Raw genomic sequence first — 23,316 nt, 5'->3', positions numbered from 1 at the left:
ATTCGCATTGCATGAGAGACGACAGAAAACGGGCCCATGCGATGGAGCGACACGAACGGAGACGCCGCATGTGCGCCAGACACACGAGACCGGATCGCCCCACACGCCCTTGGGCGCCATGCGGCAGAGGTCACCTTCCAGACCCCGATCCCTTACCAGCATATTGACCTAGAAACGGTCTGCTGTCCTAAATCAACGGGGGACCCACCCGATCCCCGCTTTTGCACCAAGCTATCCAAGTAGATGACCCCATTGCGCGACGGAGCCACCCATATTCCGAAGACCATTCTGGCCGGGCTGATTGCCGGGGTGCTGGTGTCATTCTATGCAATCTCGTTTTCGTTCCTGATTTTCGCGCATGCCGCGCCGGGCGCGATTCCGATCGGCTTCTGGATCAATTTCTCCGGGCAGACAGTTGCGGCGGTGATCGCGGTCGTCGCCTGGCACAAGAGCAACATGATCTGGCAGGCACAGAGTATCGTCGTGGTAACGCTGGCCGGGATCGCCGCGCGCTATGCCGCAAGCGAGCCCGCGCTCTCCGAGGCACAGATCACCGCGCTGATCCTGGCGGCGGTGATGCTGGCCACGGCCGCGACCGGGCTTGTAATGCTGATTGTCGGCTGGACGCAAAGCGCGCGCTTCGTGAAAAACGTGCCGTTTCCGGTGGTCAGCGGGTTTCTGACCGCGACGGGCGTCTTGCTGCTGATCAATGCGGCCGGGCTCGTGCTGCCGCGCCATCCGGGCTGGGCCGAACTTCTCGCCCCCGAGACGCTCGCGCGCTGGAGCCTGCCGACGCTCCTGGCCGGGGCGATCGTCGTCTTGCGCGCCTATCGCGGCATCGAGATTTCGGTGCCGCTGGCGGCGGCGGCGGTGGCAGGGGTCACCTATCTGGTCGGCGCCTTCTCGGACGGCGGGCTCCCTGCGGCGCTGCACAGCGGGATGTTCCTGCAAAGCCAGGTGCCGCTGGGCACCCGGATCAGCCTGCCGAGCCTTGATTTGTTCGAGGCCTTTCCCCTCGCCGTCTTCCTGCGCGAGGTTCCCAACCTTCTCGTCGTCGCCGTGCTGTCGCTGTTGGGCATGCTGCTGAACCTGTCGGCGGCCGAGCTGTCGAGCCGGCGCACCGTCGACCTCGATGCAGAGGTGCGCCGCGCCGGCCTGTCGAACCTTCTGGCCGGGATGACTGGCGGGATCGTCGCCTATCAATCGGCAACGCTGTCGTTTCTGTCGCGCGAGCTGGCGCCCAATGCCGGGCGCCTCCTGCCGATCACGGCGGGGCTCACAGCCGTGGCAATCGGCGCCTTCGGCGTGCCCTATCTGGCCTATGTGCCTGCTGCGCTTATCGTTTTCCTGCTTTCCTACCTCGGCTTCGGCCTGCTCCAGCGCTGGTTCGTCTCGGAGCTGCCACGCCTGACCTCTGGCGATATCATCACCATCGTGGTGATTGTCGCGATTACCCTGCTACACAGCCTTCTGCTGGCGGTGATTGTCGGGGTCGCTCTGGCGGCGCTGAATTTCACCATCAGCTATTCGCGCCTGCCGATCTTCCGCAGCCGCAGCACCGGCGAGATCAAGCGCTCGACCACGGAACGCTCCGCCGAGGCCGAAAAGATCCTCGACCAGACCGGCAAGGCGACGCTGATCTACGAGCTGCAAGGCTACCTGTTCTTCGGCACCGTCACGCGGATGTACAAGGAGGTGCGCCAGGACCTTGAGCAAAGCGAGGTCGGGATTCGCCATGTGATCCTCGATTTCCGGCGCGTCCTCGGCACCGAGGTATCCGCCACGCTGATGGTGGTGCGCCTCGCCCGCTCGATCCGCGAAAATGGCGCCAAACTGATCGTCACGGCTCTGCCAGAGGCCTTGACGCGCGAACAGGAGTTGGGCGGCGAAGACATCGCGGATCACAGCTTCGCCACGCTCAACGAAGCCCTCACCTGGGTCGAGGATCTGATGCTGGGCGAGGTCCAGCCCGGCGACCGCCCGGACGAAACCATCGGGACGCTGCTCGACCGGATCGAGCGGGACGTGCCGGGGGTGAGCTTTCCGACCACGGATCTCGCGGCGGGCACCGACGTGTTCCGGGCGGGCGATGCGCCCGACGGTTTTGTCTGTGTGGAAACCGGTCGCCTCGTGGCGCTGACTGCGGGGCGCGCGGGCCGGGACGTGCAGATCGCCAGCTACCTGCCGGGCGCGATTGTCGGCGAGATGGCGGTGTTTACCGGCGCTGGCCGCAGCGCCACGGTGCGCGCCCGGACGGATGCGGTCGTGCGGCGCGTGCCCCAGGCGGCGCTTGACACCCTGCGCCGCGAACGCCCCGACATGGCCGCCGAGCTTCTGTCGATCCTCGGAAAGCGAATGGCCGCAAGGCTCAGTCGAACCACCGCCCAGCTTTACAGCCAGTGACGCGGGCGGACGGGCGATCGTTTCGGCGTCCGGGGCAGCCGCGAGACCTTGCGGCCCCGCCAAGACAAAGCCCGCTGGCAGGCCCCTGCCCGGATCTTGGCGGCCAGCGCGATTTGCGCCGCGCCGTCACCACTCCACCCGCGTGCCTTTCCAGTCCCAGAAGGTGCCGGTGTCAGCGGGGGTCAGGCCATCAATCACCGAAAGCAGCGCCCGCGCCGCGTGTTGCGCCGAGATCATCGGGTGATTGGCGGCATAGGGGGCGCTCAGGCTCGTCGCGACTGTGCCGGGGTGCAGTGCCACAACAACGGCCTCGGGACGCTTGCGGGCAATCTCGATCGCGGCGGTGCGGATGATCTGGTTCTGCGCGGCCTTGGCGGCACGATAGCTGATCCAGCCGCCCAGCCGGTTGTCTCCGATCGAGCCGACCCGCGCCGAGAGCGAGGCAAACACCGCCCGCCCAGACCGCTGCAGCACCGGTGAGAAATAGCGCAGTGCCAGCGCGACCCCGGTGGCGTTCAGCGCGAATTGCGCCGCCATGGCCTGCGCGGTCACGGCGTTGAGCGTCTTTTCCGGGCGATCCGCGCCGATCTGCAAGGCTCCGGTTGCGTTCACGATCAGATCGAAATCTCCCTGAAGACCCGCAGCGGCCCGCGCGACGCTGGCCTCGTCGGTCAGGTCGAGCCCGTCGTGGCGCCGCGAAAGGCCGATCACATCCGCCCCGCGCGCGCGCAGCTCTCGTGTCAATGCGCCGCCGATCCCGCCGCTCGCTCCCAGAACCAGCGCCTTCATCGCCATCGCTCCATGCTCGGGGAAAAGGCCGCGGCGCGCGCCCCGGCGCGGTGCCCGCAAGAGCCGTCAGGATCATCGGCGCAGAGATCACCTCGGCCAAGACAGAGGCCTCGCATGACGGAGACCATACGAATGCCACCGTCATTGCTTCGCCCGTCAAATGATCCGGACGAGAGGCCCGAGGCCCTGTCTGGGCCCTTTGACGGAACATGGCCGACGGCGCTCATCCTAGCCCCGCATCGAACTGGCGGGGGCAAGGCGATGTGCGACACTCATCATCACGACCCCCAGCGCGCAAATCCCCGCCATCAGCCAGTCTCCCACCGAAAGGTTGGCGACGATCACCCCAACCAGCGCCCAGATCACCCCGGCGCGATAGCTCCAGATCGCCGGACGCCGGGCCGCGACCGCCACCGCAACAACCAGAACCACGCCGATCAGCGCAATCGCCGCGATCCGGGGCGCAAGCAGGCCATAGCCCGTAAGCACCACCGACACCGCCACCCCGGAGGCCGCCGTCAGCCAGCCCGCGTAAAGCCCGACCGCCGCATGTTCACGCCACGTCGGCCCCACCCGCCACATCGCCGCAACCGCGCCCGCAGCCATCGGCAGGATCATCCCCGTTGCCAACACCGGCGCGCGCATGGCCGCCTCGATCCAGAACAGGCCGATGAACAGGCTCAGCCCCAACGGAAGCGCGGCGCGGCTCCAGCCGGACGTACTCGCGGGCCGCAGCACCGCCTGCGCGGCGGTCGCGATCAGAGCCAGATATATCAGACCCCAGATCGAAAACGCCCAGCCCACCGGCTGCGCTGGCCAGCGCGCCACCTGTACGGGAAAGCTCTCCCGGTAGAAGCCGCCAAACCCGTTCGAGAAGATCGGCGAAACCGCAAAACCTATCGCCAGGATCAGGATCGCGAGCCGCACGATGCGGTCATTCATCTTCAGTTTCCCTTGTTCCAGCCCGAAACCGCTGGGTTCCCGGCGCCCAATCCTGCGGCTCACGCCCCCTCGTGACGAAGCGTGACCTGCACGACGTCGCAGCGTCCCGTGGCAAAGGCCGCCGCACAGCCTTCAAGATAGAATTGCCAGCTGCGCAGGAACGCCTCGCCATAGCCCAGACGGTGAATCCGCGTCCGCTCATCCATCATGCGCTGCGCCCAGATGCGGCAGGTACGGCCATAGTCCTGACCGAAGGCGTAGCTGTCCTGCACCCGCAACCCCGCCTCTGCCGCCGCATGCGAGATGCTGGCCGAACAGGGCAGCATGCCACCGGGGAACACGTGCTGGCGGATGAAATCCGAGCGCTGCCGATAGACCGAGAATTCGGCATCCGGCACGGTAATCGCCTGAAGCACGGCGCGGCCGCCCTCGGCCAGCCGCGCCTTGAGGGTCGCGAAATAGGTCGGCCAGTAGCGCTCGCCCACCGCCTCGACCATCTCGATCGACACGAGGTTGTCGAAGCGGCCCGTCACCGCGCGATAATCCTGAAGCCGGATCTCGGCGCGCCCGTCCAGGCGGGCATCGGCATAACCCTTCTGCGAGGGCGAAAGCGTGATGCCGGTGACGCGGTGGCCATGCTCGGAGGCGGCCTCGGCGAACCCGCCCCAGCCGCAACCGATCTCCAGCAGGCTTTCGCCGGGGGCAAGCTGCGACAGGATACGGTCGTTCTTGCGCGCCTGCGCCTGTTCCAGATCGTCATCGCCCGCGAAGATCGCCGAAGAATAGGTCATGCCGCGATCGAGCCAGAGCTGGTAGAATTCGTTGCCCACATCGTAATGCGCGCGGATGTTGCGCGACGCGCCGCGCAGGCTGTTGGCGCGCAAGAGCCGGTCGATCAGCCGCATCCGCCAGCTTTGCAGCCGCGAGGGCTCGGACCACTGCGCGAGGCCCGCCTGATTGCGCATCGCGATCGACAGCGCGCCCTCCAGCGTATCGCTGTGCCAGTCGCCCGAGATCCAGCCCTCGGCCAGCCCGACATCGCCGCGCAGCATCAGGCGCCGCAACAACCGCCAGTCGCGGATGCGCACCTCGGCTTCGGGCCCCTGCGAGCCGAAGTTCAGGCGCGCACCGTCCGGTGTGGTGACGATCAGCCGCCCCTCTCCGATGCCTTCGAGGGCTGAGAAAAAGCGCGTCTGAAGCGCACGGGTCGCGATGGTCATCGGCTGATCTCCTCATGTGGGGCGGGCGGACAGGGACGATAGGCGGCGCCCTTCAGTTTCAGGCGCAGCGCATGCCAGTAGATCTGGGAAATGACCCGCAGCGCCCCGCCCGGCCGGCGCAAGGCGCCGCCAAGGATGGCTCGGGTGGTCAGGGGGGCGAGCGCGCCGGTCATCGCGGTATCGACACCGGCCTCGCCGTCGATCTGTGAAATCCGGATCGAAAGGCCGTCGGGCCGCAGCGCGAATCGGAAACGATAGTCGCCGGAGATGTCCTGAAACGGCGAGACATGGAACACCTTGCGCGCGCTCAGCCGGGTGTCGGGGGTGATCGGGGCCAGGTCGGGCCGCACCAGCAGATAGCTGTGGCGCTGGCCGAAGGTATTGTTGACCTCGGCGATGACCGCGCGCAGCGCGTCGCCTTCGATCAGCATCCAGAAGCTGACCGGGTTGAACCAATAGCCCAGAAAGCGCGGTTGCGTCAGCAAGGCCAGAACCCGGCCGGGGCCGCGCGGCAGGCCCGCCTGCGCGAATTTCTCCCAGGCCCAGTCGGCGCCCTGCCCCGCCCCGCGCGCGCCGCCATGATCGCGCCGGTGCAGAGCCAGCAGATTGAACCGGTCGAGCGACAGGCCCCGCGGCGGGCGCGCGGTTTCCGGCGCCAAGAGCACATGATCGGCCCGGCTGCGAAAGCTGTGGCGCAGCGTGCCCCGGCGGGCATGGGTGATCTCGGCGCTCAGCGCCAGAACCTCGCCCTTGGCCAGTCGCTCCGCCAGCGTCATGCCCGCACCCGGTCGAACCGCAGGCGCCGCGCCACCCGCCAGGCGCTGGCAAAGCCGTCCTCATGGAACCCGTTGCGCAACCATGCCCCGGCGAACCAGGTGTTGCGCGTGCCCTGCATCGCCGCTATCCGCTGTTGCGCCGCAAGGGCCGCGCTATCGAAGACCGGATGATGGAACTCGACCTCGTCATAGATCAGCCGCTCGTCGATCGGCTGTGTCGAGTTCAGGCTGACGAAAAGCGGGTCATCCTCGGGGATGCTTTGCAGCCGGTTCATCCAGTAGCTGACATCCACCGCGCCGGACCCGGTATCGCCGCGGCTGACCCAGGAGCTCCAGCACTGGCGGCGGCGCGGCATCACGCGCGGATCGGCATGGAGCACGGTGCGGTTGGGTTGAAACCGGATGGCCGAGAGCGCCGAGCGTTCGGTGGTATCGGCATCGCCCAACATCCGCAGCGCCTGATCGGGATGGGTGGCGAGGATCACATGATCGAACGGCTCGGGCGTGCCACCCTCTGCACGGATCAGCACGCCCGCATCGTTGCGACTGACGGCCCGCACCGGCGCGCCGGTGCGCAGCGTGACCCCGGCCTGACTGAGCGCCGTACGCAGCCGTGAGACATAGGAAATCGAGCCGCCCTCGACGGTCCACCACTGATGATGCTGGCCCTTCGACATGAGGCCGTGATTGCGCATGAACCGCACGAGCGCGAGCGCCGGGAAGTCCGATATGCCCCGATCCGGGGTCGACCAGATCGCGCCGCAGAACGGAAAGAGATAGGCGTCGCGGAACCGCCCCCCAAGGCGCATCTGCGCCACCAGCTCTCCGATCGTCAGGTCCGGCGCGGCCGCGACCGCCGCCTCGGCCCCGGCATTGAACCGCAGGATATCGCGGATCATTCCGTAAAAGCGCGGATCGACAATGTTGCGGCGCTGCCCGAACAGCGAGTTGGCCGATCGCAGCGCGTATTCCATCCGCCCGCCGTTCAGCGAAACGCCAAAACTCATGTCGCTGCGGATCACCGGCACGTCGAGATCGCGGAAGAGCCCGGTCAGATGCGGATAATTGGCATAGTTGAAGACGATGAAGCCGGTATCGACAGGCTGATCCCCATGGCGCCCGGCCACGACGGTGCGGGCGTGCCCTCCAAGGCGGGGCTCGGCCTCAAACACTGTCACATGATGGTCGCGGGCGAGTAGCCAGGCCGATGCGAGGCCCGAAATACCGCCGCCAATGACGGCGATGCGTTGGGGGGCGCCTTTTGTCAGGTCGAAGGGCATGGAGTTTTCCTCAGTGCTTTCCCTTCATTACGCAGGACATGCGGCCGCAGATCACTTTGCCAAAAAATATTTGTCGTGAAATGATCCGCAGAGGCTGGCGGCGCGTAGTCTTCTTATGCAAACCGACTTAGCGCCTGTCAGATCCAAGCCTCATACCGTGGCGGAGCCCGTGCCCCCGCCCCGGCCCGGGTGTGCGCAGCGCGCAGCTGTCAGTGTGGAGCCGTCGGTGACGAAAGAGCTTTCGGATCTTAGCCGTGACCTGATCGCGGTGCGCGACCTGCGCGATCGCGAGGCCTTCGGGCGGCTTTTCGACTATTTCGCGCCGCGCCTGAAAGCCCAGCTGCTGCGCAGCGGCTTGCGCGATGGCAGCGCCGAGGACGTGGTGCAGGACGTCATGCTCGCCGTCTGGCACAAGGCCGCCCAGTTCGATCCGCACCGTGCGGATGCCGCGGGCTGGATCTATGGCATCGCCCGCAACCGCCGGATCGACCTCGCGCGCCGCAAGCCGCTTTCGCAGCCCGAAGAGATGCCCGAACTGCCCAGTGTCGAACCCGATGCCGGACAGGTTCTGGCCTTGCAACAGGAGGCCGAGCACCTTGCGGCCGCCCTCGCGCGTCTTACCCCCGAACAGGCCGAGGCCCTGCGCGCGGCCTATTTCGACGAAATCCCTCACAGCCGCATCAGCGAGATGACCGGCCTGCCGCTCGGCACCATCAAATCCCGCATCCGCCTCGGCCTCGACCGCCTCAGACACGAGCTGAGGAGCATCGCCCCATGACAAACAGACAGACAGACATCCAGCATCACATCTCCGACGACCTTCTCGACGCGTATCGCACCGGGACGCTGCCACATGCCTTCTCGGTGGTGGTGGCAGCGCATATTTCGCTCTGCGACGAGTGCCGCGCCCGGCACGAGGCGCGCGACATGATCGGGGGGGCGCTGCTGGCCGGTGCTGGCACGGCCGCGATCAGCAGCGGCGCGCGGGACCGGATCATGGCCGCGCTTGAGGCCCCGCCCCCACCGCCCGCGCCGCGCGGCTCGGGCGTGTTTCCCGCCCCGGTCATGGCCGAGCTCGGTGGGCGCCCGCCACGCTGGCGCATGCTGGGCGGCGGCATCCGCCAGCAGATCCTGTCGGCCGATCGCGAGGGATCCCTGCGGCTTCTCTACATTCCGCCGGGCAAGGCGGTGCCCGAACACGGGCATCGCGGGCTCGAACTGACGCTGGTGCTTCAGGGCAGCTTCGCCGACAGCGAAGGCGCGTTCCGGCGCGGCGATGTCGAGACGGCGCATGACGACATCGACCACCAGCCGGTCGCTGGCCCCGGCGAACCCTGTATCTGTCTGGCCGCGACTGACGCGCCATTGCGTTTCCATGCGATGCTGCCCAGCCTGTTGCAGCCGATCTTCCGGATATGATGGCCGGGTCGGCACAGCGGGTCTGGATCATCGGGGCGAGCGCAGGGATCGGCGCGGCCTTGTCGCGTGCGCTTGCGGCGCGCGGGGCGAAGCTCGTGCTCTCGGCACGCGACGACGCGGCCCTGAACGCGCTTGCGGCCGAGTGCGGCGGGGCCGAGGTCGCCCCGCTCGATCTGGCGCAGACAGGCGACCTGGCCGCGCTTTGCGATCGGCTGAGGGCCTCGGCGCCCTTCGACGCGATCATCTGCACCGCGGCGCTCTATGATCCCGGCAGGGTCGGCGATCTGGACCCGGCCCGCGTCGAGGCGATGGTGCGGGTCAATCTTTTGGGGACGCTCGACGTCGCACGCCTCTGCCCGCCGCTGATCCGCGATGGGGGTCAGCTTGTGCTCTTTGGCTCGGTCGCGGGATATATCGGTCTGCCGGGCGGCCAGCCCTATTCCGCGACCAAAGCCGCGATCAACAACCTCGCCGAAACCCTTGCCGTCGAACTGGCCCCCCGGGTCGATGTGCGCCTGGTCTGCCCGGGCTTTGTCGCCACGCGCCTGACCGCGAAGAACCGCTTTGCCATGCCTGCGATCGTGACCGCCGAGGAGGCGGCAGAAGCAGTGTTAAGGGGGATGGCGCGGCGCGGCTTCGAGATTCACTTCCCCCGCCGCTTCACGCTGGCCATCAAGCTGCTGCGGCTTCTGCCCTACGCCCTGTCGTTGCCCTTGTTACGACGGCTGGGCTGACGCGCGGATCAGGCAAGCTTGCCGCTGAGCGCGGCAACGCCTGCCCAGGCCGCAAAGCCCGTCAGCGCAATGCCCCACAGACCGTCGATCACCACCTGCTGCACCGACCAGTCGCGAAGGGTTGCGTAATTCGTCATCTCGTAGGTGCCGTAGCACAACAGCCCGAGCACCATGCCGCCCACAAGCGCCTGCATCGGCGCGCCTGCCTTGAGTGCCGGGATAGAGACGAACCAGAGAACCCCCGCGACATAGGCCAGATAGAACACCGCCGCCGGTGCCAGCCGCATCGGATCGGCCAGCAGATGTCCGACATGACGCTCAAACACCGGGCGGATCAGCAGGCGGATGCCGACGATATCGGTCAGAAGAAAGGCGGCAGCCGTGATCAGGTAAAGCGGGGCGTAGTGCAGCATCGGGTCTCTCCGTTGCGAAGGTCGGATCAGTCGCGCGCGGTACGGCGCAGGCTCAGGAATTCACGCCGCAGATCCGCATTGGTCTGAAATGCGCCGCGCATCACCGAATTGGTCATCACGGACTGGTCGTCCTTGACCCCGCGCCAGTGCATGCAGAAATGCTCGGCTTCCATCACCACCGCAAGGCCGTCGGGGCGGATGCGCGCCTCGAGTTCGTCGGCCAGCATCACCACCGCCTCTTCCTGAATTTGCGGGCGCGACATGATCCAATCGGTCAGGCGGGCATATTTCGACAGCCCGATCAGCTCGGAACCGGCATTGGGCAGCACGCCGATCCAGACCCGGCCCATGATCGGGCACAGATGGTGCGAACAGGCGCTGCGCACGGCAATCGGACCAATGATCATCAGCTCGTTCAGCCGCGAGACATTGGGAAAAGTGGTGAGTTCGGGCGCAGGCCGATAGCGCCCGCCAAAGACCTCATCCACGAACATCCGCGCGACACGCTTGGCGGTCTCGGCGGTGTTGTGGTCGGCGGCCGTATCGATCACCAGCGCGCTCAGCACCGCTTGCATCCGCTCCGCCACCTCGCCGCGCAGCGCCTCCAGTTCGCCCTCGCGCAGGACCGCCGAGATATTGTCATTGGCGTGAAAGCGCTGCCCGCTTTCGATCAGACGCGCGCGGATGCGCTCGGACACCGAGGCCACTTCGGCGGCGTCGCGGGGGGCGGCGTCGCGGGGGGCGGGGTCGGTCAGGGAACGGTCCAGCATCGTGTCTCTCCATCCGTTGGGCGGGTCTGGCCGCGCCAGTGTCTCGCATTGTCCGGGCCGCAGCCCCTGTCTGTCTGCGCGCCGCTCGAACATGGCCCAAGCGGCATCGGCTGCGTCGAAGGCGCCTTTTCGCGCGCCATTGGGTTAGTTACGCACGGCGCACCGGATCGGATCACTCGTCGGGCTGCCGGCAGCCGAATTCGACGCAGTCGCTGCCCCGTCGGCACGGGCTTCGCGCCGCAGAATGCTCTGGCCACCCGGCAAGAGCGGCTGCGCGCGCGATGGAAATGGGTGGAATGCGCGAATGACCGGAGGCGCAGCCCGGTCCGCACCGATGCCCCATAGACCGAAACGACCTATGCAAGAGATCGGACGCTTTCGCGCGAAAAACCGTCAGCGTTCCGTGGCGGCAAAGGGAGCCTAACAAGAAGATCCCCCTATTTTCAGCCCCTTAAAAGGACACCATGCGGCACAACGTCATCCAGGCATTCAATAGGACCTGCGCGGGGATCGGTCTTCCGACAGAGAGTTTTGCCGACACGCGACCAGCAACTCGATTGCATCTGCCAAATGCTCGCGATCGATATGATGATCGCCACGCGCCAGGCGGATCTTGTGGGCCTCGATCATCACATCAGCATGGCGGCAGCCTTCGGGCGGGACGAACCTGTAACTTGCAAGCTCAAGCCGCAGGCCCAGCGGATCGCGGAAATAGATTGAATCCATGAAACCGCGGTCCACCGGTCCGGAATGTTTCACACCGCGGGCGTCGAGACGCTCGGCCACCTGCCAGAAGGTGGCCTGACTGACATTGAGTGCGAGGTGGTGCAAAGAGCCGGTCGCCTCTGGCACCGGCGCGCTGTCAGGCTTGCGTTCTTCGTTGGTGAAGATGGTGATCAGTCGGCCATCACCGGGGTCGAAATACAGATGCCCCTCATTCGGATTGTCGAGGTTCGGCTGATCGAAGATCAGCGGCATTCCCAGAACGCCCTCCCAGAAATCAATAGAGGTCTGACGGTCTGCCCCGATGATGGTGATGTGATGAACGCCTTGCGTTTGAATTTTCTTGATGTCGTTTGATTGTGACATTCTACAGCCCCCCCGGCTCTATGTGCCCACCTTGCGCTGAGCAGCTTGTCCTGCACCGCTCCCCAATCATGGGCCTCCGGAAGCCGTTTTCCGACTGCCTCAGGATGACGGACTGGTGACGCCATCGGGAGAATGCACGGCAAACGGGACGGTGTGTCCGATTGCGCTGTGGGGTCTGTCCTCGTTGTAGTGTCTGCGCCGATCCTCCAGCTTTTCGCGTGCATCCGCAAGGCTCATGAACCAGCGTGGGTTTGTGTCGTCAGTCCCTGAGCGCCAGCTTAACGTCATGGCACTCGTTTAAGCCGATGGAATCGCGAGGCCTTCAGCGAAATGCACAGCAAACGAGGACGGTTCAGACCAGCCACCTCGACAGCAACATAAAATTGCTGATCAAACATCACGTTAATCGGTTTGAAATTTGCGGATTGTGGCGGAGGGGATGGGCCTGACGTCCAACCTTCTCCACTTTAAGTTATTGAGTTTATTCACTCCTTCGGGCGACTGCACTACAGACTCCGCACAACCTCGCCTAGCCGACAGTAACACCAAAGATCATACCCACCGCTGCGGTCGCGGCCATGGCAAGCGCGCCCCAGAAGGTGACACGAATGGCTCCCTTGACGATGCGGGCACCTCCGGCTGAGGCGCCGAGCCCGCCCAGCACCGACAGCGCCACCAGAGTAGTGACCGCGACGATGAGAGTGATCTGAGCCGCAGGTACGAGCCCCGCAATGATAAGAGGGATGACCGCCCCGACGGCGAAGGTCGCCGCCGACACTAGGGCAGCCTGGATCGGATGCGCGGTCACGGTCTCGGAGATGCCGAGTTCGTCGCGGGCATGCGATCCGAGCGCGTCGCGTTCGGTCAGCTGGTGGGCCACCTTTTCCGCTAGGTCGCGATCCAGCCCCCGGTCTACGTAGATCCGGGTGAGCTCCTCGAGCTCCGCCTCAGGCGTTTCCGCCAACTCGCGGGTCTCGCGGGCAAGATCGGCTTGTTCCGCATCAGTCTGGGAACTGACCGAGACGTATTCTCCTGCCGCCATGGACATCGCACCGGCCACGAGGCCAGCCAGCCCCGCGATCAGGACCTCCGGCTTTCCCGATCCTGCCGCGGCGACGCCGACCACGAGGCTCGCGGTCGAGACGAGCCCGTCGTTGGCGCCGAGAACGGCGGCCCGCAGCCAGCCGATGCGATGCACCATGTGGATTTCGGAATGCGAGAGGCGGCTCATGGCGTGGCTCCTTGCGCGATGTCGTCCTGCCCGGAGGAGACAGCCTTTGGTTTCGGAGTGGTGGGTTCATGGGGCGCGATGCGCAACGCACGGAGGGCGTTCAGGATAACTGCAACGTCGATGACCTCCTGCAGGAGCGCACCCTGCACCGGAGTGAGATAGCCGAAAGCCGCCGCGATCATGCCCATGACCGACAGCCCGATCCCGGCGACAACGCTTTCGACAGCGATGCGGCGCGCGCCGCGCGCGATCTCGATCCCCGGCCCGAGCCGGTCGATACGGTCGACCAACAGCACGACGTCTGCCGCCTCCGCCGATGCAGCGGCCCCGCGTGCGCCCATCGCGACACCCACATCGGCCGCCGCGAGCGCCGGCGCGTCGTTGACGCCATCGCCAACCATCATCACGGGCCCGCGCTTGCGCTCGGAGAGAACCAGCAGAACCTTCTGGTCGGGCGTGAGCCCGGCGCGCAGCCCGTCGAGGCCAAGCCCCTCGGTCACGCGCTCGGCCACGTCAGCGCGGTCGCCGGTGGCGAGCAGGATTCGCGCGATCCCCTCGCGGCGCAGCCCGTCGAGCATGGCGCCCGCGCCGTCGCGCAGGGGATCGGACATCACGAGATGCCCCGCCATGCGCCCGTCGACCGCGACCGCGACGAGGACCGACCCGGCGGCAATGGCCGAATGATCGCCGGGCCTCCGTCCGACGCGGGAGGCGACGAAGGCATCGCCGCCGACGATGACCTTCCGGCCCTCGACATGGCCCACGACGCCTTCACCCGGGATCTCAGCCACGTCCGACGGAACCGGCAGCGTGAAGCCGCGCGCCTTCGCGGCCGCAACGATGGCCTGCGCCACGGGGTGCTTGGACGCCTGGTCGAGCGCTGCAGCGAGGCGCAGTATGTCGTCCTCCGCCATCCCGTCGTGGCTATCGATCGAGACGATCTGCGGCCGGCCGTCCGTCAGCGTGCCGGTCTTGTCGAGGATCAGCGTTCGGATGCGCGCCATCGTCTCGAGCGGTCCCGCGCCCTTGATCAGCACCCCGAAATGCGCGGCACGCGACAGCCCGGCCACCAGCGCCACAGGCACGGCCAGGATCAGCGGACAGGGCGTGGCGACGACGAGCACGGCGACGGCCCGGATCGGGTCGCCGGTGAACCACCATGCAGCGAAGGCAATGCTGACCGTGACCGCCAGAAACCCCAGCGACCAACGGTCGGCCAGCCGCGACATCGGCGCCTTCGAGGCCTGCGCCTCCTCGACCAGCCGGACGATCCCGGCATAAGTGCTGTCCTTGGCTTCTTTCGTCGCCGTCAGATCGAACGCCTCGCCTGCGTTTGTGGAGCCGCTCATGGCTTCGGCGCCGTGGGCGAGGCGCACTGGCAGGGACTCGCCCGTCAGCGCGGAGGTGTCGACGAAGGCCGTCTCCGAGGCCACCGTGCCGTCCACCGGCACCACGTCGCCCTGACGGATCAGGAGGCGGTCGCCGGGCGCGATGTGGTCGAGCGGGATCTCCTCCAGCCCGCCGTTGCGGTGCCGGGTCGCGGTCCGCGGCACGCGGGAGAGGAGGTCGTGCATCTCGCGCCGGGCGCGGCCTTCGGCGAAGGCTTCGAGGAATGTGCCGCCGGAATACATCACCGCGACCACCGCCGCGGCGAGGGTCTCACCGAAGACGAGCGCCGCCGACATCGACAGCGCTGCGACGATATCGAGGCCCACCTCGCCGGAGCGCAGGCTGCGCAGGATTTCGACCACAAGCGCGGCGAGCGCTGGAACGACGCCGGCGATCCAGATCAGGTTCGCTGCTTCGGGGCGTCCGGAAAAGTAGAAGACAAGTCCCGCAATCAGGCCGGTCGCGGCAATGAGCAGGATAGCGGTCTTGAAGCGATCAGTCCGTGTCGTCTCCATGCGGCCTATCTCCCCTCGGCTGAGGCGATTGCCGCTGGCTCTTCGGAAAATAGTCGTCCGACTCCCACGCCCCGTGCGCTGGCAGTATCATCGCGCAAGAGGAACAGGGCGTCGAGCCCGCTTCGTCTTGCGAGCGTCGCGCCTTTGTCCGGCCCAAGCACCATGAGGGCCGTCGCCCACGCATCAGCTTCGGCACAGGTTCGAGCCACGACGGTGACGGAGGCCGGCGACGCGATCAGCGGCGCGCCCCGCCTCGGGTCCATCGTGTGCGACAGGCGGCGCCCCTGTACCTCGACCCAGTGACGGTAGTCGCCCGAGGTGGCGACGGCGGCATCCTGCAGCGCGAGGATCGAATGCGGCGTCCGGCGCTCGGCGTCCGGCGCCTCGACCGCGATGGTCCAGGTCTCGCCATCCGGCCGGAAACCCATGGCACGCATCTCGCCATCGATCCCGACGAGTCCATCTGAAATCCCATGATCGCGCAGGGTCTCGGCGAGCCGGTCGACGCCATAGCCTTTGGCGATGCCGTTGAGGTCGAGCGCGATTGGCGCGGCCTTGCGCACGCGGGCGTCGTCCATCTCCAGCGCCTCATGTGCCGGGCGGCGTGAGGCGGTCATCGCGGCGCGGATGCCATCCGGCGCGGCGTCCCCGGGCCCGAAGCCCCAGGCCGTCACCGCATCGCCCATGCCGATGTCGAACGCACCGCCCGAGGCGCGCCCGATCTCGAGGCCGCGGCGCAGGACCGCAGCGAGGTGCGCGGGCACCGCCACCCATTCTCCCACCGGCGCCGCGTTGAGCCGCATCAGGTCGCTGCCCGCGTTCCAGGTCGACATCTGTCCGTCCACCTCTTCCACGGCCGCCTGCAGCGCCGCGCGGATCGGGGCCGGGTCGAAGTCCGGCTCCGCGAAGAACAGCGCCGACCAGCGCGTGCCCATGGTCGGTCCGTTCAGGGCGATCCGCGCGCGCTCAGTAGACATCTTCGACATACCGCCCCTCCACCTTCAGGACCGCCGGCGTCAGCCCGGCTGGTGCGAGGATCTCGGCCAGCGCCTCGGCCACGCAGGCGGCCATGTCCCGCCCGCCGCAAACCATCACGCGCGCCCCATTTCGGATGAGCTCCGCGACCTGAGTGGCCTCGCCGCGCAGCGCGTCCTGGACGTAATGGGGACGCGCCCCGCGCGAGACGGCCGTGACCAGCCGTGTCAGACGCCCCTCGTCCTGCCATCCGGGGAACTCCTCGCCGTAGAAGAAGTCACTTTCGGGATGGCGCATGCCGAAGAACAGGTGGACGGGCCTGCCGCGCGTGTTGCCGCGTACAAAGCCCGCGAGCGGCCCGATGCCGGTCCCAGCGCCGATCAGGATCAGCGGCGCACGGCTCCGCCCCGGACGGAAACCGGGGTTGGGGCGCAGGAAAGCGCTCACCGTGTCCCCCGGCTCCAGCGCCGTGAGCTGACCCGAGCAGAGGCCGCCGGGGTGCTTCTTGACTACGATCTCGATGAAGCCGTCGCGGCGTCCGGAGGCAAGCGAGTAGAGCCGCGGGACGGTCCCGCCCTCGGGCACAATACCGATCAGGTCGCCGGCCTGGAACCGGGCGAACCCGCTCCCCAGTAGCCGTTGCCGGAGCGCAACTCGGGGAAGCGCGAAGTGGAGGATCGCTGTCGGGGCCTGCACCTCGGCGCCGTAGTCGCGGCGCGAGACGAGGGTCAGCGTGGTCGTTTGCGGCTGGACAGGCCGGTGCGACAGTTCGAGTTCGATCCCGAGAGCGTCTCCGAGCGCCCGGCCCCAGCGCGCGAAATCCTGCGGCGATTGCCGGTCGATTGTGTCGAGCGGCAGAAGCTCGGGCCAACCCTTCGCGTGCGCCGCTGCCGCGACGTCCCTGGCGAAGGCGCAATAGGCCGGAAAGCTGCGGTCGCCGAAGCCGAGCACCGCCAGAGAAATGTCCGGCGCCCGGTCGGAAGCGTTCAGCCGGTCGAGAAAGCCCTTCGCCGAGGCGGGCGCCGCGCCGTCGCCATAGGTCGCGGCGAGCAGGATGATCCGCTGGGCCGCAGCGTAGCGCTCCGGAGCGAAGCCCGACATGGGGCCGACATGGACACTCTGCCCGGCTTGCGTCAGCGCGGCGTGAAGCGTCGCGGCAAAGCCCCAGGTGCTGCCGCCCTCGCTCCCGACAAGCAGGACCGTCTCGGCGTGCCCCGCGGACTGGTTGCCCCGGATGCGCGGCCGACCGCGTCGCCCAACAAGCCAGACCAGCACGCCGGTCGCGCCCATTGCGGGTACGCCGAGCGCCATGAGCCCGAGCACGAGGCCGAGCGTCGCCGCACCCTGTCCGGTGTGCAGCATGTAGATGGTCTCCGAGACGCGCTCCCATCCCGTCAGGTCTGCCCAGGCGAGGAGCGCCCCGTTGCCCTGATCGAGATATCCAGTGCCCCGGTCGGTCTTGAGCGTGAAGACGTCCGTCGCGTCGCCGGAATAGGGAAAGCTCAGCTCGCGCAACTCGGCGACGGGCGTCTGCTGCAGCGTGGGTATCTGGTCCAGCGCGGACCCCGTCTCTCCACTGACTTCGGTCGGGGCGGCCGATATGGCGCCCCCATCCGGCAGGAGATCGAAGGTAGACGCCGTCATCCAGAGGGCGGTCGTGGAGGACAGAACGAGGCCGACGACGGCGATCCGGGCGATCTCGACGTGCAGTCTGCCCGCGAGCGGACCACGCAAGCGCGCGAACCAGTGCCGCCAGCCGCCCGCCCGCCGCGCGACCAGCGCCGCACCGGAGAGCGAGAGGATCAGCATCGCGGCAGCCCCTGCAGCCATGGCGATGCGCCCGCCGTCCCCGAGGAACAGCGACCGGTGCAGGTTGGTGAGCCAGCGTTCGGCCTGGTTCGGGTCGGCCGAGGCCACGCCCTCACCGGTCACCGGGTCAATCACGGCAGCGCCCGGCGCGCCCTGGTCGAACCAGTAGGCGGTGATCCGGCCCGAGGGTGATCGGCGGATCTGCTCGACGCCCGGATAGACGGCCTGGATGCGGTCCGCGAGAGCGGCGACGGTCAGTCCGGCTTCCGCCTGCGGTGCGGCAAGCCGTTCGGCCGCTGGGAAGACCGACAGCGCCGCGCCGCTCAGACTCAGGATGGTGACGAGCGCAAGGGCCAGAAGACCCGGCCAGCGATGGAGTGCACGGATCATGGCCCCGCTCCTCACATGTCGTAGGCGAAGCTGGCGATGTAGCGGCGGCCCTGCACCGGCGTGCCGGCGCCATCGGTCGTGAGCGGGACGGCCACCTCGTTCGGGCTGTCGCGCATGTCCTCGACGGCCGCGTCGATGTGGAGCGTGTAGCCCGCGTCGAAGAGCGCGTCGGCCAGGTCGAGCGTGATCTCGAGCGTGCGGCCCGCGCCGACGCTGGCGCCGGTGATGCCGTTCACCTGCGCGGTGTCGCCGCCGGTGGCGCGGTACCAGTCGCTGAGATGCTCGTAGTACTTGGACTTGCCGCCAGCCATCCAGAGACTGCCGACATAGGCGCCCGAGGAGTCGGTGACGTAGAGCGCGAGATAGGCCCCGTCGCCGCCGTAATTGTTGAGGGTCGTCGTGAGCGTCACCGGCCGTGCCGCGGCCAAGCCGGGAAGCGTCAGCGCGGTGGTGAGCGCGAGCGTGGCGAGAAGCGATTTCATCGGGATGATCCTTGTTCGGAGAGGGGCTTCGGAGCGGTTCAGTTCACCTGAACCTGCGGCGGCGCACCGTTGCCGAAGAGGCCGTTCTGGGGAGGGGCGACCGTGCCGGCGGGCGCGGGATTGCGAGCGCCACCGCGGCAATCGTCGTCGTCATCATCGTCGTCGCAGTCATCATCGTCGTCATCGTCATCGTCATCGTCGTCGTTGCCGCGACGCGAACCGCCCCGCCAGCGATCGTCATCGTCGTCGTCGTCATCGTCGCTTGCGAGAACGAGCGGCATGGTTTCCGGGGCGTCGTCGAAGAGCGCAGCGACAGGCCGAAGGGAGTCGGACGGGGCTTGCATCGCGCTCGAGGCGGGGACGCCGATCGCGGCGGTCAGCGCCGTGGACGCGACCAGAAGTGTCAGGGTCTTCTTCATGGCAGGGTCTCCTTTTGTCTGCTGGAGACAATCTGGAGATCCGACCTGAGGGCTTCCTGACGCGTCGGCGATTCCCGCTTCAGCTTGGCGTCAGGAAAAGAGCGGCGACGAACGAAAAATGCCCCGCCCGTGAGGGCGAGGCCAGGCGGGGCCGAAGGGACGGTCGGCCTTGGGTATGGGTTCTGTCAGGCGATGTCGGCGGGACCGGGGCCGCGCTTGTCGCCCGTCACCATGGCGCGCGCCAGGTTCTCGTGGTGCCGGAAGGAGGCCAGCACGACACCGCCCACATGCAGCGCGGCGAGCAGCAGCATCAGGTTGGCAAGCGTCTCGTGGACCTCCTTCAGCGGTCCTTCGATCTCGCCGCGCGCGCCGTATTCCCGCTCGTCGCCGTCGTCGTCGGCCCATGCGGGTGCCACGATTGCGGGCATGGACGGAAGCATCGCCAGACGGGCCTCATCCTCCATGAGCCAGCCGGTGAAAGCCGTCCCGGACAGCGTGACCAGCAGCGCCACGATCATCGCGGCGCCCGCCGGGTTGTGGCCGAGGTAGCGCCGCTCGCGTCCGCGGGTCATGTCCCCGAGATAGGCCAGCGTCTCGCCGGGGCCTTTCAGGAACTGGGCGAAGCGCGCGTAGCGACTGCCGACGAGTCCCCAGACCAGCCGGAAGGCCACAAGTCCGGCGACGGTGTAGCCGGCAACCTCGTGGACAGGTTGCAGCTCGTCCGCTGTCAGCCATGCGGTCGCGAAGGCTGCGACCAGACCCCAATGGAAAACCCGGACCAGAGGATCCCAGACGCGGACCTTACTGCTCGGCGCCGTGTTCATCTCTGGCGCCTGGTGTGAGATTGCATCAGTCATCGTCGCCTCCTTCGCGCTCACGGCGGGGGCGATCGTCGTCCTCGTCGTCGTCCTCGTATTCGAACTCGATCACCTGCAGCGTCGCCGGATGAACGGTCACCTCGATCCGGCGCCCCTCGGCGTCCCGACCGTCGATCTCGTAGCAGCCGTCGTCGATCTTGATCCGGCGCACCGTCCAGCCGTTCTCCTCGGCCAGCCGGGCGACGGCGTCGCGCGGCTGCCAGTCGGCCATCGGCACGAAGCAGTCGTCATCCGCCAGCGCGACACCGGCGGGAAAGACCGCGAGAAAGCCGAGAATTGTCAATGTCTTCTTCATGGGCCAAACTCCTCGCTGCGGCCATCTTGACGAAATTCATGCGCGGCGAAGCTGACGGCAGCCTGAAGGGACGCGACCACCCGCTTCAGCTTCGTGTCAGCCAGACGGATCATGGAGGGTCATCGGAAGAGGACGGGGACAAGCATGCGCATCCTGCTGATCGAGGACGACACGGTGCTAGGGGCGGCGGTGCGCGACCAGATCGCGGCCGATGGGCAATCGGTCGATTGGGTGATGCGCCTCGATGCGGCCGGCGACGCTGTGAAATCCGCATCCTACGACCTGATCCTGCTCGACCTGATGCTGCCGGACGGTCGCGGGATCGGCTTCCTGAAGGGTCTGCGCGCGCGCGGAGACGTGACCCCGGTCATCATCCTGACCGCGCTCGACCAGGTGTCGGATCGGATCGAGGGGCTGAACGCGGGCGCCGACGACTATCTCGTGAAGCCCTTCGATCTCGCTGAGTTGTCCGCGCGGATCGGGTCTGTCGCTCGACGCTACAGCGGCAACCCGAACCCCATCGTCACCCACGGGCCGCTGGAAATCGATCTCGCCACCCGCAGCGTTCACCGCGACGGCAAGCCGGTGCAACTGACCGCAAGGGAATGGGCGCTGTTCGAAGCCTTTCTCGCGCGCCCCGGTCAGCTTCTGTCCAAGGCGCAGCTGGAGGAGAAGCTCTACGCCTTCGACGCGGAGGTGGAGAGCAACACCATCGAGGTCCATGTGAGCCGCCTGCGCAAGAAGCTCGGGGCTTCGGTCATCGAGACCGAGCGCGGCATGGGCTACAGGCTGGGCCGTCCATGAGATGGCCGGCCAGCCTTCAGGGCCGACTCGGCCTGTCGCTCGGCCTGGCGCTGACGGTGTTGTGGCTGGTCGCGGCGACGGTGACGGCCGTCATCGTCAGGGGCGAGCTGGACGAGGTCTTCGACAGCGCCCTGCGAGAGACTGCGGAACGGATCCTGCCGCTTGCGGTAACCGATATCGTCGGGCGGGAAGATCAGGGCGTGACGCAGCGGCTCGCGCCCATCCGGGAGCACGACGAGTTCTTCACCTACCTCGTGCGGGATGCCGAGGGGCGTATCCTGCTGCAATCCCACGCGGCCGATGCGGCGGTATTCCCGCCCTGGGACGGACCCGGGTTCCGGCAGACCGCCACCCACCGGTTCTACAGCGACGCAGCGCTTCAGGACACGATCCGGATCACCGTGGCCGAGCCGCTGGCCCATCGCGCGTCGGTCGCGCGTGAGATCCAGATGGGCCTCGGCCTGCCGCTGCTGATCGTCCTGCCGGTCGCGCTGACGGCGGTCATTCTCGCCGTCCGTTTCAGCCTCGACCCGCTGCGCCGGTTCCGCGCACGCCTCGAGGCGCGCGGCACCCGCGACCTGTCGGAGGTTCCCGCCGAGGGGCTGCCGAGCGAGATCGGTCCGCTGGCCGAGACGCTCAACGGCCTTCTGGCCCGCTTGCGAGAGGCCTTCGAGGCCGAGCGCAGTTTCGCCGCCAACGCCGCGCACGAGCTCAGGACACCGCTCGCGGGCGCCATCGCGCAGGCGCAGCGGCTCCGGTCCGAGACCCGCGATCCCGCCACTGGGGCGCGCGCGGCGGAGATCGAAGCGACGCTCAAGCGCCTCACCCGGCTGTCGGAACGCCTCCTACAGCTGGCGCGGGCGGAAGGCGGGCGCCTGCGGATCGACCGCAGCGCGGATCTGCGCACTGTCGCGCGAATCGTGGTGGACGACATCGCACGCGCGGACGCGCCGGGGCGCATCGCGCTGAACCTACCCGACGCAGCTGTCATGTCGGACATTGACCCCGATGCCTTCGCCATCCTGTGCCGGAACCTCGTGGAAAACGCTCTCCGTCACGGAGCCGGAGATTTGGCTGTCGAGGTGACGCTGACTGCGAACGGCCGCCTTGTTGTCGCGAACGATGGTCCCGTCGTGGCGCGCGAGATGCTCGACCGCCTGACGGCACGCTTTGAACGGGCGAACGCAAGCACCGATGGCAGCGGGCTTGGCCTAGCCATCGTCGCGGCCATCGCGAACCGGATCGGAAGCTCTCTCGTTCTGAGATCGCCGCGGCCTGGTGCATCTTCCGGTTTCGAGGCATCACTCATTTTGCCGACCGATAGCCCCGGGTTCGGCGCCGGGCGCGACGCGTAATCCGCGACAAGTGCCGGAGGATCAGCACACCCGCGCCTGTTCCCGCAACACCGCGTAGTCGCTCATCATCTCCGCGATCGCCGAGCCCTCCGGCAGGAGGTCCAGCTCCCCTGCCGCTCGCGCCTGGAACTTCCTACTGTACTCGACGACCGGCGGACACGCCCCTGGCCCGCTACCGTCAGAACCGACCGTCGCGCAGCCGCTCAGCCAGATCGTCGCGAGAACGAGGACGGCGCGCCGCTGCCTCGAGCATTCGCTTTTGGGCGTCATAGGTTTTCTCCATGGTTTCGAGCTGCTCGGTCAGTCGGCCGGCGCGCTCGCCGGAGCGACGCAGGGAAAGCAGGAACAGCAGGATCGCGAGTGCGATGACGCCGTAGCGGAGCCCCGTGCGCATCCATGCCGATCCGGCGAGCGCGGCGAGGAGCCCACCGATCACCGCCGCCCCCGGCGCCAGTCGTCGAGTCGGGCGTAGATCGTGACCGCGATGCCCCCGAGCGCGACGGCGATGAACACCCAGCGCAGAGTGTCGAGATACGGCACGAGTGGCAGGATAGCGGTCTGGGTCTCGGCCAACACGCTCTGCGCGACCTCAACGCCCGCAGCACCCAGTGTCGCCACTCCGGCCGCGCCTCCACCCTTCATGGTGCGGCTGTCAGCCAGCACCTCGCGCGCGGGTGGCGTCTCCGCTGCAAATGCCGTCGCCCGGCCCGGGAACCGCTCGCCCCACTTACGCGCGGGGCCAAGATCGACATGGATGAACCCCGAACGCGGATAGAAGCCGAAGCCGAGGAACCCGACTTCCAGTGCCGCGGGGCATTGTTGCAGAACTCTGGCTGCGAAGGATTCACATCGCGAATCCATGCAGTTAGACGCGTGGTATGAGCAAGCCCAAGCCCGCCCGCTATCGCACGACGAACTGGTCCGACTACAACGCTGCGC

Annotated in this window: 24 protein-coding genes and 1 pseudogene; 6 read left to right on the top strand and 19 right to left on the bottom strand. The window is 67.5% G+C overall.

All coding sequences use genetic code 11. The features are described from left to right. Positions 1-252 precede the first annotated feature (252 nt). A complete protein-coding gene (locus CLN94_RS06285; protein ID WP_179300249.1) occupies positions 253-2,403 on the top strand; it encodes a cyclic nucleotide-binding domain-containing protein in 2,151 nt (716 codons plus the stop codon). 126 nt (positions 2,404-2,529) lie between these two features. On the opposite strand, the gene CLN94_RS06280 is transcribed toward CLN94_RS06285, so the two are convergent. The 5 genes from CLN94_RS06280 to CLN94_RS06260 form a co-directional block, all read right to left on the bottom strand. After that, entirely contained in the window at positions 2,530-3,192 is a 663-nt protein-coding gene (locus tag CLN94_RS06280) for an SDR family NAD(P)-dependent oxidoreductase (protein ID WP_096432789.1), read from the bottom strand. 228 nt (positions 3,193-3,420) lie between these two features. Continuing rightward, positions 3,421-4,134 (bottom strand): hypothetical protein, encoded by a 714-nt coding sequence (locus CLN94_RS06275; protein ID WP_096432309.1) that lies wholly within the window; start codon positions 4,132-4,134, stop codon positions 3,421-3,423. Positions 4,135-4,193: 59 nt separating this feature from the next. Beyond that, positions 4,194-5,354: an SAM-dependent methyltransferase gene (locus CLN94_RS06270; protein WP_096432307.1), complete on the bottom strand. Its 1,161-nt coding sequence runs from the start codon at positions 5,352-5,354 to the stop codon at positions 4,194-4,196. Continuing rightward, the gene (locus CLN94_RS06265; protein WP_096432305.1) at positions 5,351-6,130 is read right to left on the bottom strand and encodes a DUF1365 domain-containing protein; all 780 of its coding nucleotides are present in this window, start codon (positions 6,128-6,130) and stop codon (positions 5,351-5,353) included. The genes CLN94_RS06270 and CLN94_RS06265 overlap by 4 nt, the downstream gene beginning before the upstream one ends. Then, positions 6,127-7,410, bottom strand: coding sequence for an NAD(P)/FAD-dependent oxidoreductase (locus CLN94_RS06260; protein ID WP_096432303.1), 1,284 nt, complete (start codon positions 7,408-7,410; stop codon positions 6,127-6,129). Before CLN94_RS06260 ends, CLN94_RS06265 begins: the two co-directional genes overlap by 4 nt. A gap of 226 nt (positions 7,411-7,636) precedes the next feature. On the opposite strand from CLN94_RS06260, the gene CLN94_RS06255 reads away from it, so the two are divergent. From CLN94_RS06255 to CLN94_RS06245, 3 genes are read left to right on the top strand one after another with little or no spacing between them, the layout of a single operon-like run. Then, entirely contained in the window at positions 7,637-8,188 is a 552-nt protein-coding gene (locus CLN94_RS06255) for a sigma-70 family RNA polymerase sigma factor (protein WP_245845131.1), read from the top strand. Continuing rightward, positions 8,185-8,829 (top strand): ChrR family anti-sigma-E factor, encoded by a 645-nt coding sequence (locus CLN94_RS06250; RefSeq protein WP_096432299.1) that lies wholly within the window; start codon positions 8,185-8,187, stop codon positions 8,827-8,829. The genes CLN94_RS06255 and CLN94_RS06250 overlap by 4 nt, the downstream gene beginning before the upstream one ends. After that, the gene (locus CLN94_RS06245) at positions 8,829-9,563 is read left to right on the top strand and encodes an SDR family NAD(P)-dependent oxidoreductase (protein ID WP_245845130.1); all 735 of its coding nucleotides are present in this window, start codon (positions 8,829-8,831) and stop codon (positions 9,561-9,563) included. Before CLN94_RS06250 ends, CLN94_RS06245 begins: the two co-directional genes overlap by 1 nt. A gap of 8 nt (positions 9,564-9,571) precedes the next feature. Here the strand turns inward: CLN94_RS06245 and CLN94_RS06240 are convergent, their stop codons facing one another. The 12 genes and pseudogenes from CLN94_RS06240 to CLN94_RS06185 form a co-directional block, all read right to left on the bottom strand. Continuing rightward, on the bottom strand, positions 9,572-9,976 hold the full coding sequence (locus CLN94_RS06240) for a DUF2177 family protein (RefSeq protein ID WP_096432295.1): 405 nt from the start codon (positions 9,974-9,976) through the stop codon (positions 9,572-9,574). A gap of 26 nt (positions 9,977-10,002) precedes the next feature. Continuing rightward, positions 10,003-10,746, bottom strand: a complete 744-nt coding sequence (folE, locus tag CLN94_RS06235) for a GTP cyclohydrolase I (protein WP_096432293.1) — start codon at positions 10,744-10,746, stop codon at positions 10,003-10,005. A gap of 489 nt (positions 10,747-11,235) precedes the next feature. Further along, the gene (locus CLN94_RS06230; protein ID WP_096432787.1) at positions 11,236-11,817 is read right to left on the bottom strand and encodes a VOC family protein; all 582 of its coding nucleotides are present in this window, start codon (positions 11,815-11,817) and stop codon (positions 11,236-11,238) included. Positions 11,818-11,934: 117 nt separating this feature from the next. Then, positions 11,935-12,087 (bottom strand): annotated as a pseudogene (locus tag CLN94_RS06225) (integrase core domain-containing protein); the annotation flags it as partial. Between the two features lie 277 nt (positions 12,088-12,364). Further along, positions 12,365-13,066 (bottom strand): VIT1/CCC1 transporter family protein, encoded by a 702-nt coding sequence (locus tag CLN94_RS06220; protein WP_096432291.1) that lies wholly within the window; start codon positions 13,064-13,066, stop codon positions 12,365-12,367. Further along, positions 13,063-14,970 carry a heavy metal translocating P-type ATPase gene (locus CLN94_RS06215; RefSeq protein ID WP_096432289.1) on the bottom strand — a complete coding sequence of 636 codons (1,908 nt, stop codon included), beginning with the start codon at positions 14,968-14,970 and terminating at the stop codon, positions 13,063-13,065. Before CLN94_RS06215 ends, CLN94_RS06220 begins: the two co-directional genes overlap by 4 nt. Before the next feature lie 5 nt (positions 14,971-14,975). Next, positions 14,976-15,956, bottom strand: coding sequence for an FAD:protein FMN transferase (locus tag CLN94_RS06210; RefSeq protein WP_096432287.1), 981 nt, complete (start codon positions 15,954-15,956; stop codon positions 14,976-14,978). Then, positions 15,937-18,144: a PepSY domain-containing protein gene (locus CLN94_RS06205; protein WP_096432286.1), complete on the bottom strand. Its 2,208-nt coding sequence runs from the start codon at positions 18,142-18,144 to the stop codon at positions 15,937-15,939. The genes CLN94_RS06210 and CLN94_RS06205 overlap by 20 nt, the downstream gene beginning before the upstream one ends. Positions 18,145-18,155: 11 nt before the next feature. Next, complete coding sequence (locus tag CLN94_RS06200; protein WP_096432283.1) at positions 18,156-18,626, bottom strand: DUF2271 domain-containing protein; 471 nt, start codon at positions 18,624-18,626, stop codon at positions 18,156-18,158. A gap of 38 nt (positions 18,627-18,664) precedes the next feature. After that, on the bottom strand, positions 18,665-19,045 hold the full coding sequence (locus CLN94_RS06195; protein WP_096432281.1) for a hypothetical protein: 381 nt from the start codon (positions 19,043-19,045) through the stop codon (positions 18,665-18,667). Positions 19,046-19,230: 185 nt separating this feature from the next. Then, entirely contained in the window at positions 19,231-19,902 is a 672-nt protein-coding gene (locus tag CLN94_RS06190) for a cytochrome b/b6 domain-containing protein (protein WP_245845128.1), read from the bottom strand. Next, entirely contained in the window at positions 19,895-20,218 is a 324-nt protein-coding gene (locus tag CLN94_RS06185) for a PepSY domain-containing protein (RefSeq protein ID WP_096432277.1), read from the bottom strand. The genes CLN94_RS06190 and CLN94_RS06185 overlap by 8 nt, the downstream gene beginning before the upstream one ends. A 144-nt stretch (positions 20,219-20,362) precedes the next feature. On the opposite strand from CLN94_RS06185, the gene CLN94_RS06180 reads away from it, so the two are divergent. Both CLN94_RS06180 and CLN94_RS06175 read left to right on the top strand, forming a co-directional pair. Then, positions 20,363-21,022, top strand: a complete 660-nt coding sequence (locus CLN94_RS06180) for a response regulator transcription factor (protein ID WP_096432275.1) — start codon at positions 20,363-20,365, stop codon at positions 21,020-21,022. Then, positions 21,019-22,377 (top strand): ATP-binding protein, encoded by a 1,359-nt coding sequence (locus tag CLN94_RS06175; protein ID WP_096432273.1) that lies wholly within the window; start codon positions 21,019-21,021, stop codon positions 22,375-22,377. The genes CLN94_RS06180 and CLN94_RS06175 overlap by 4 nt, the downstream gene beginning before the upstream one ends. Before the next feature lie 178 nt (positions 22,378-22,555). Here CLN94_RS06175 and CLN94_RS06165 read toward each other — a convergent pair whose 3' ends face one another. Beyond that, complete coding sequence (locus CLN94_RS06165; RefSeq protein WP_096432269.1) at positions 22,556-22,813, bottom strand: hypothetical protein; 258 nt, start codon at positions 22,811-22,813, stop codon at positions 22,556-22,558. After that, on the bottom strand, positions 22,810-23,316 hold a 507-nt coding region (locus CLN94_RS06160; protein ID WP_281253527.1), incomplete at its 5' end, for a peptidoglycan L,D-endopeptidase MepK. The genes CLN94_RS06165 and CLN94_RS06160, both read right to left, overlap by 4 nt.

It is taken from the genome of Pseudothioclava arenosa (assembly GCF_002358085.1).
GTDB classification, from domain to species: Bacteria; Pseudomonadota; Alphaproteobacteria; order Rhodobacterales; family Rhodobacteraceae; genus Pseudothioclava; species Pseudothioclava arenosa.
This window is presented reverse-complemented; position numbering and strand designations above follow the sequence as displayed.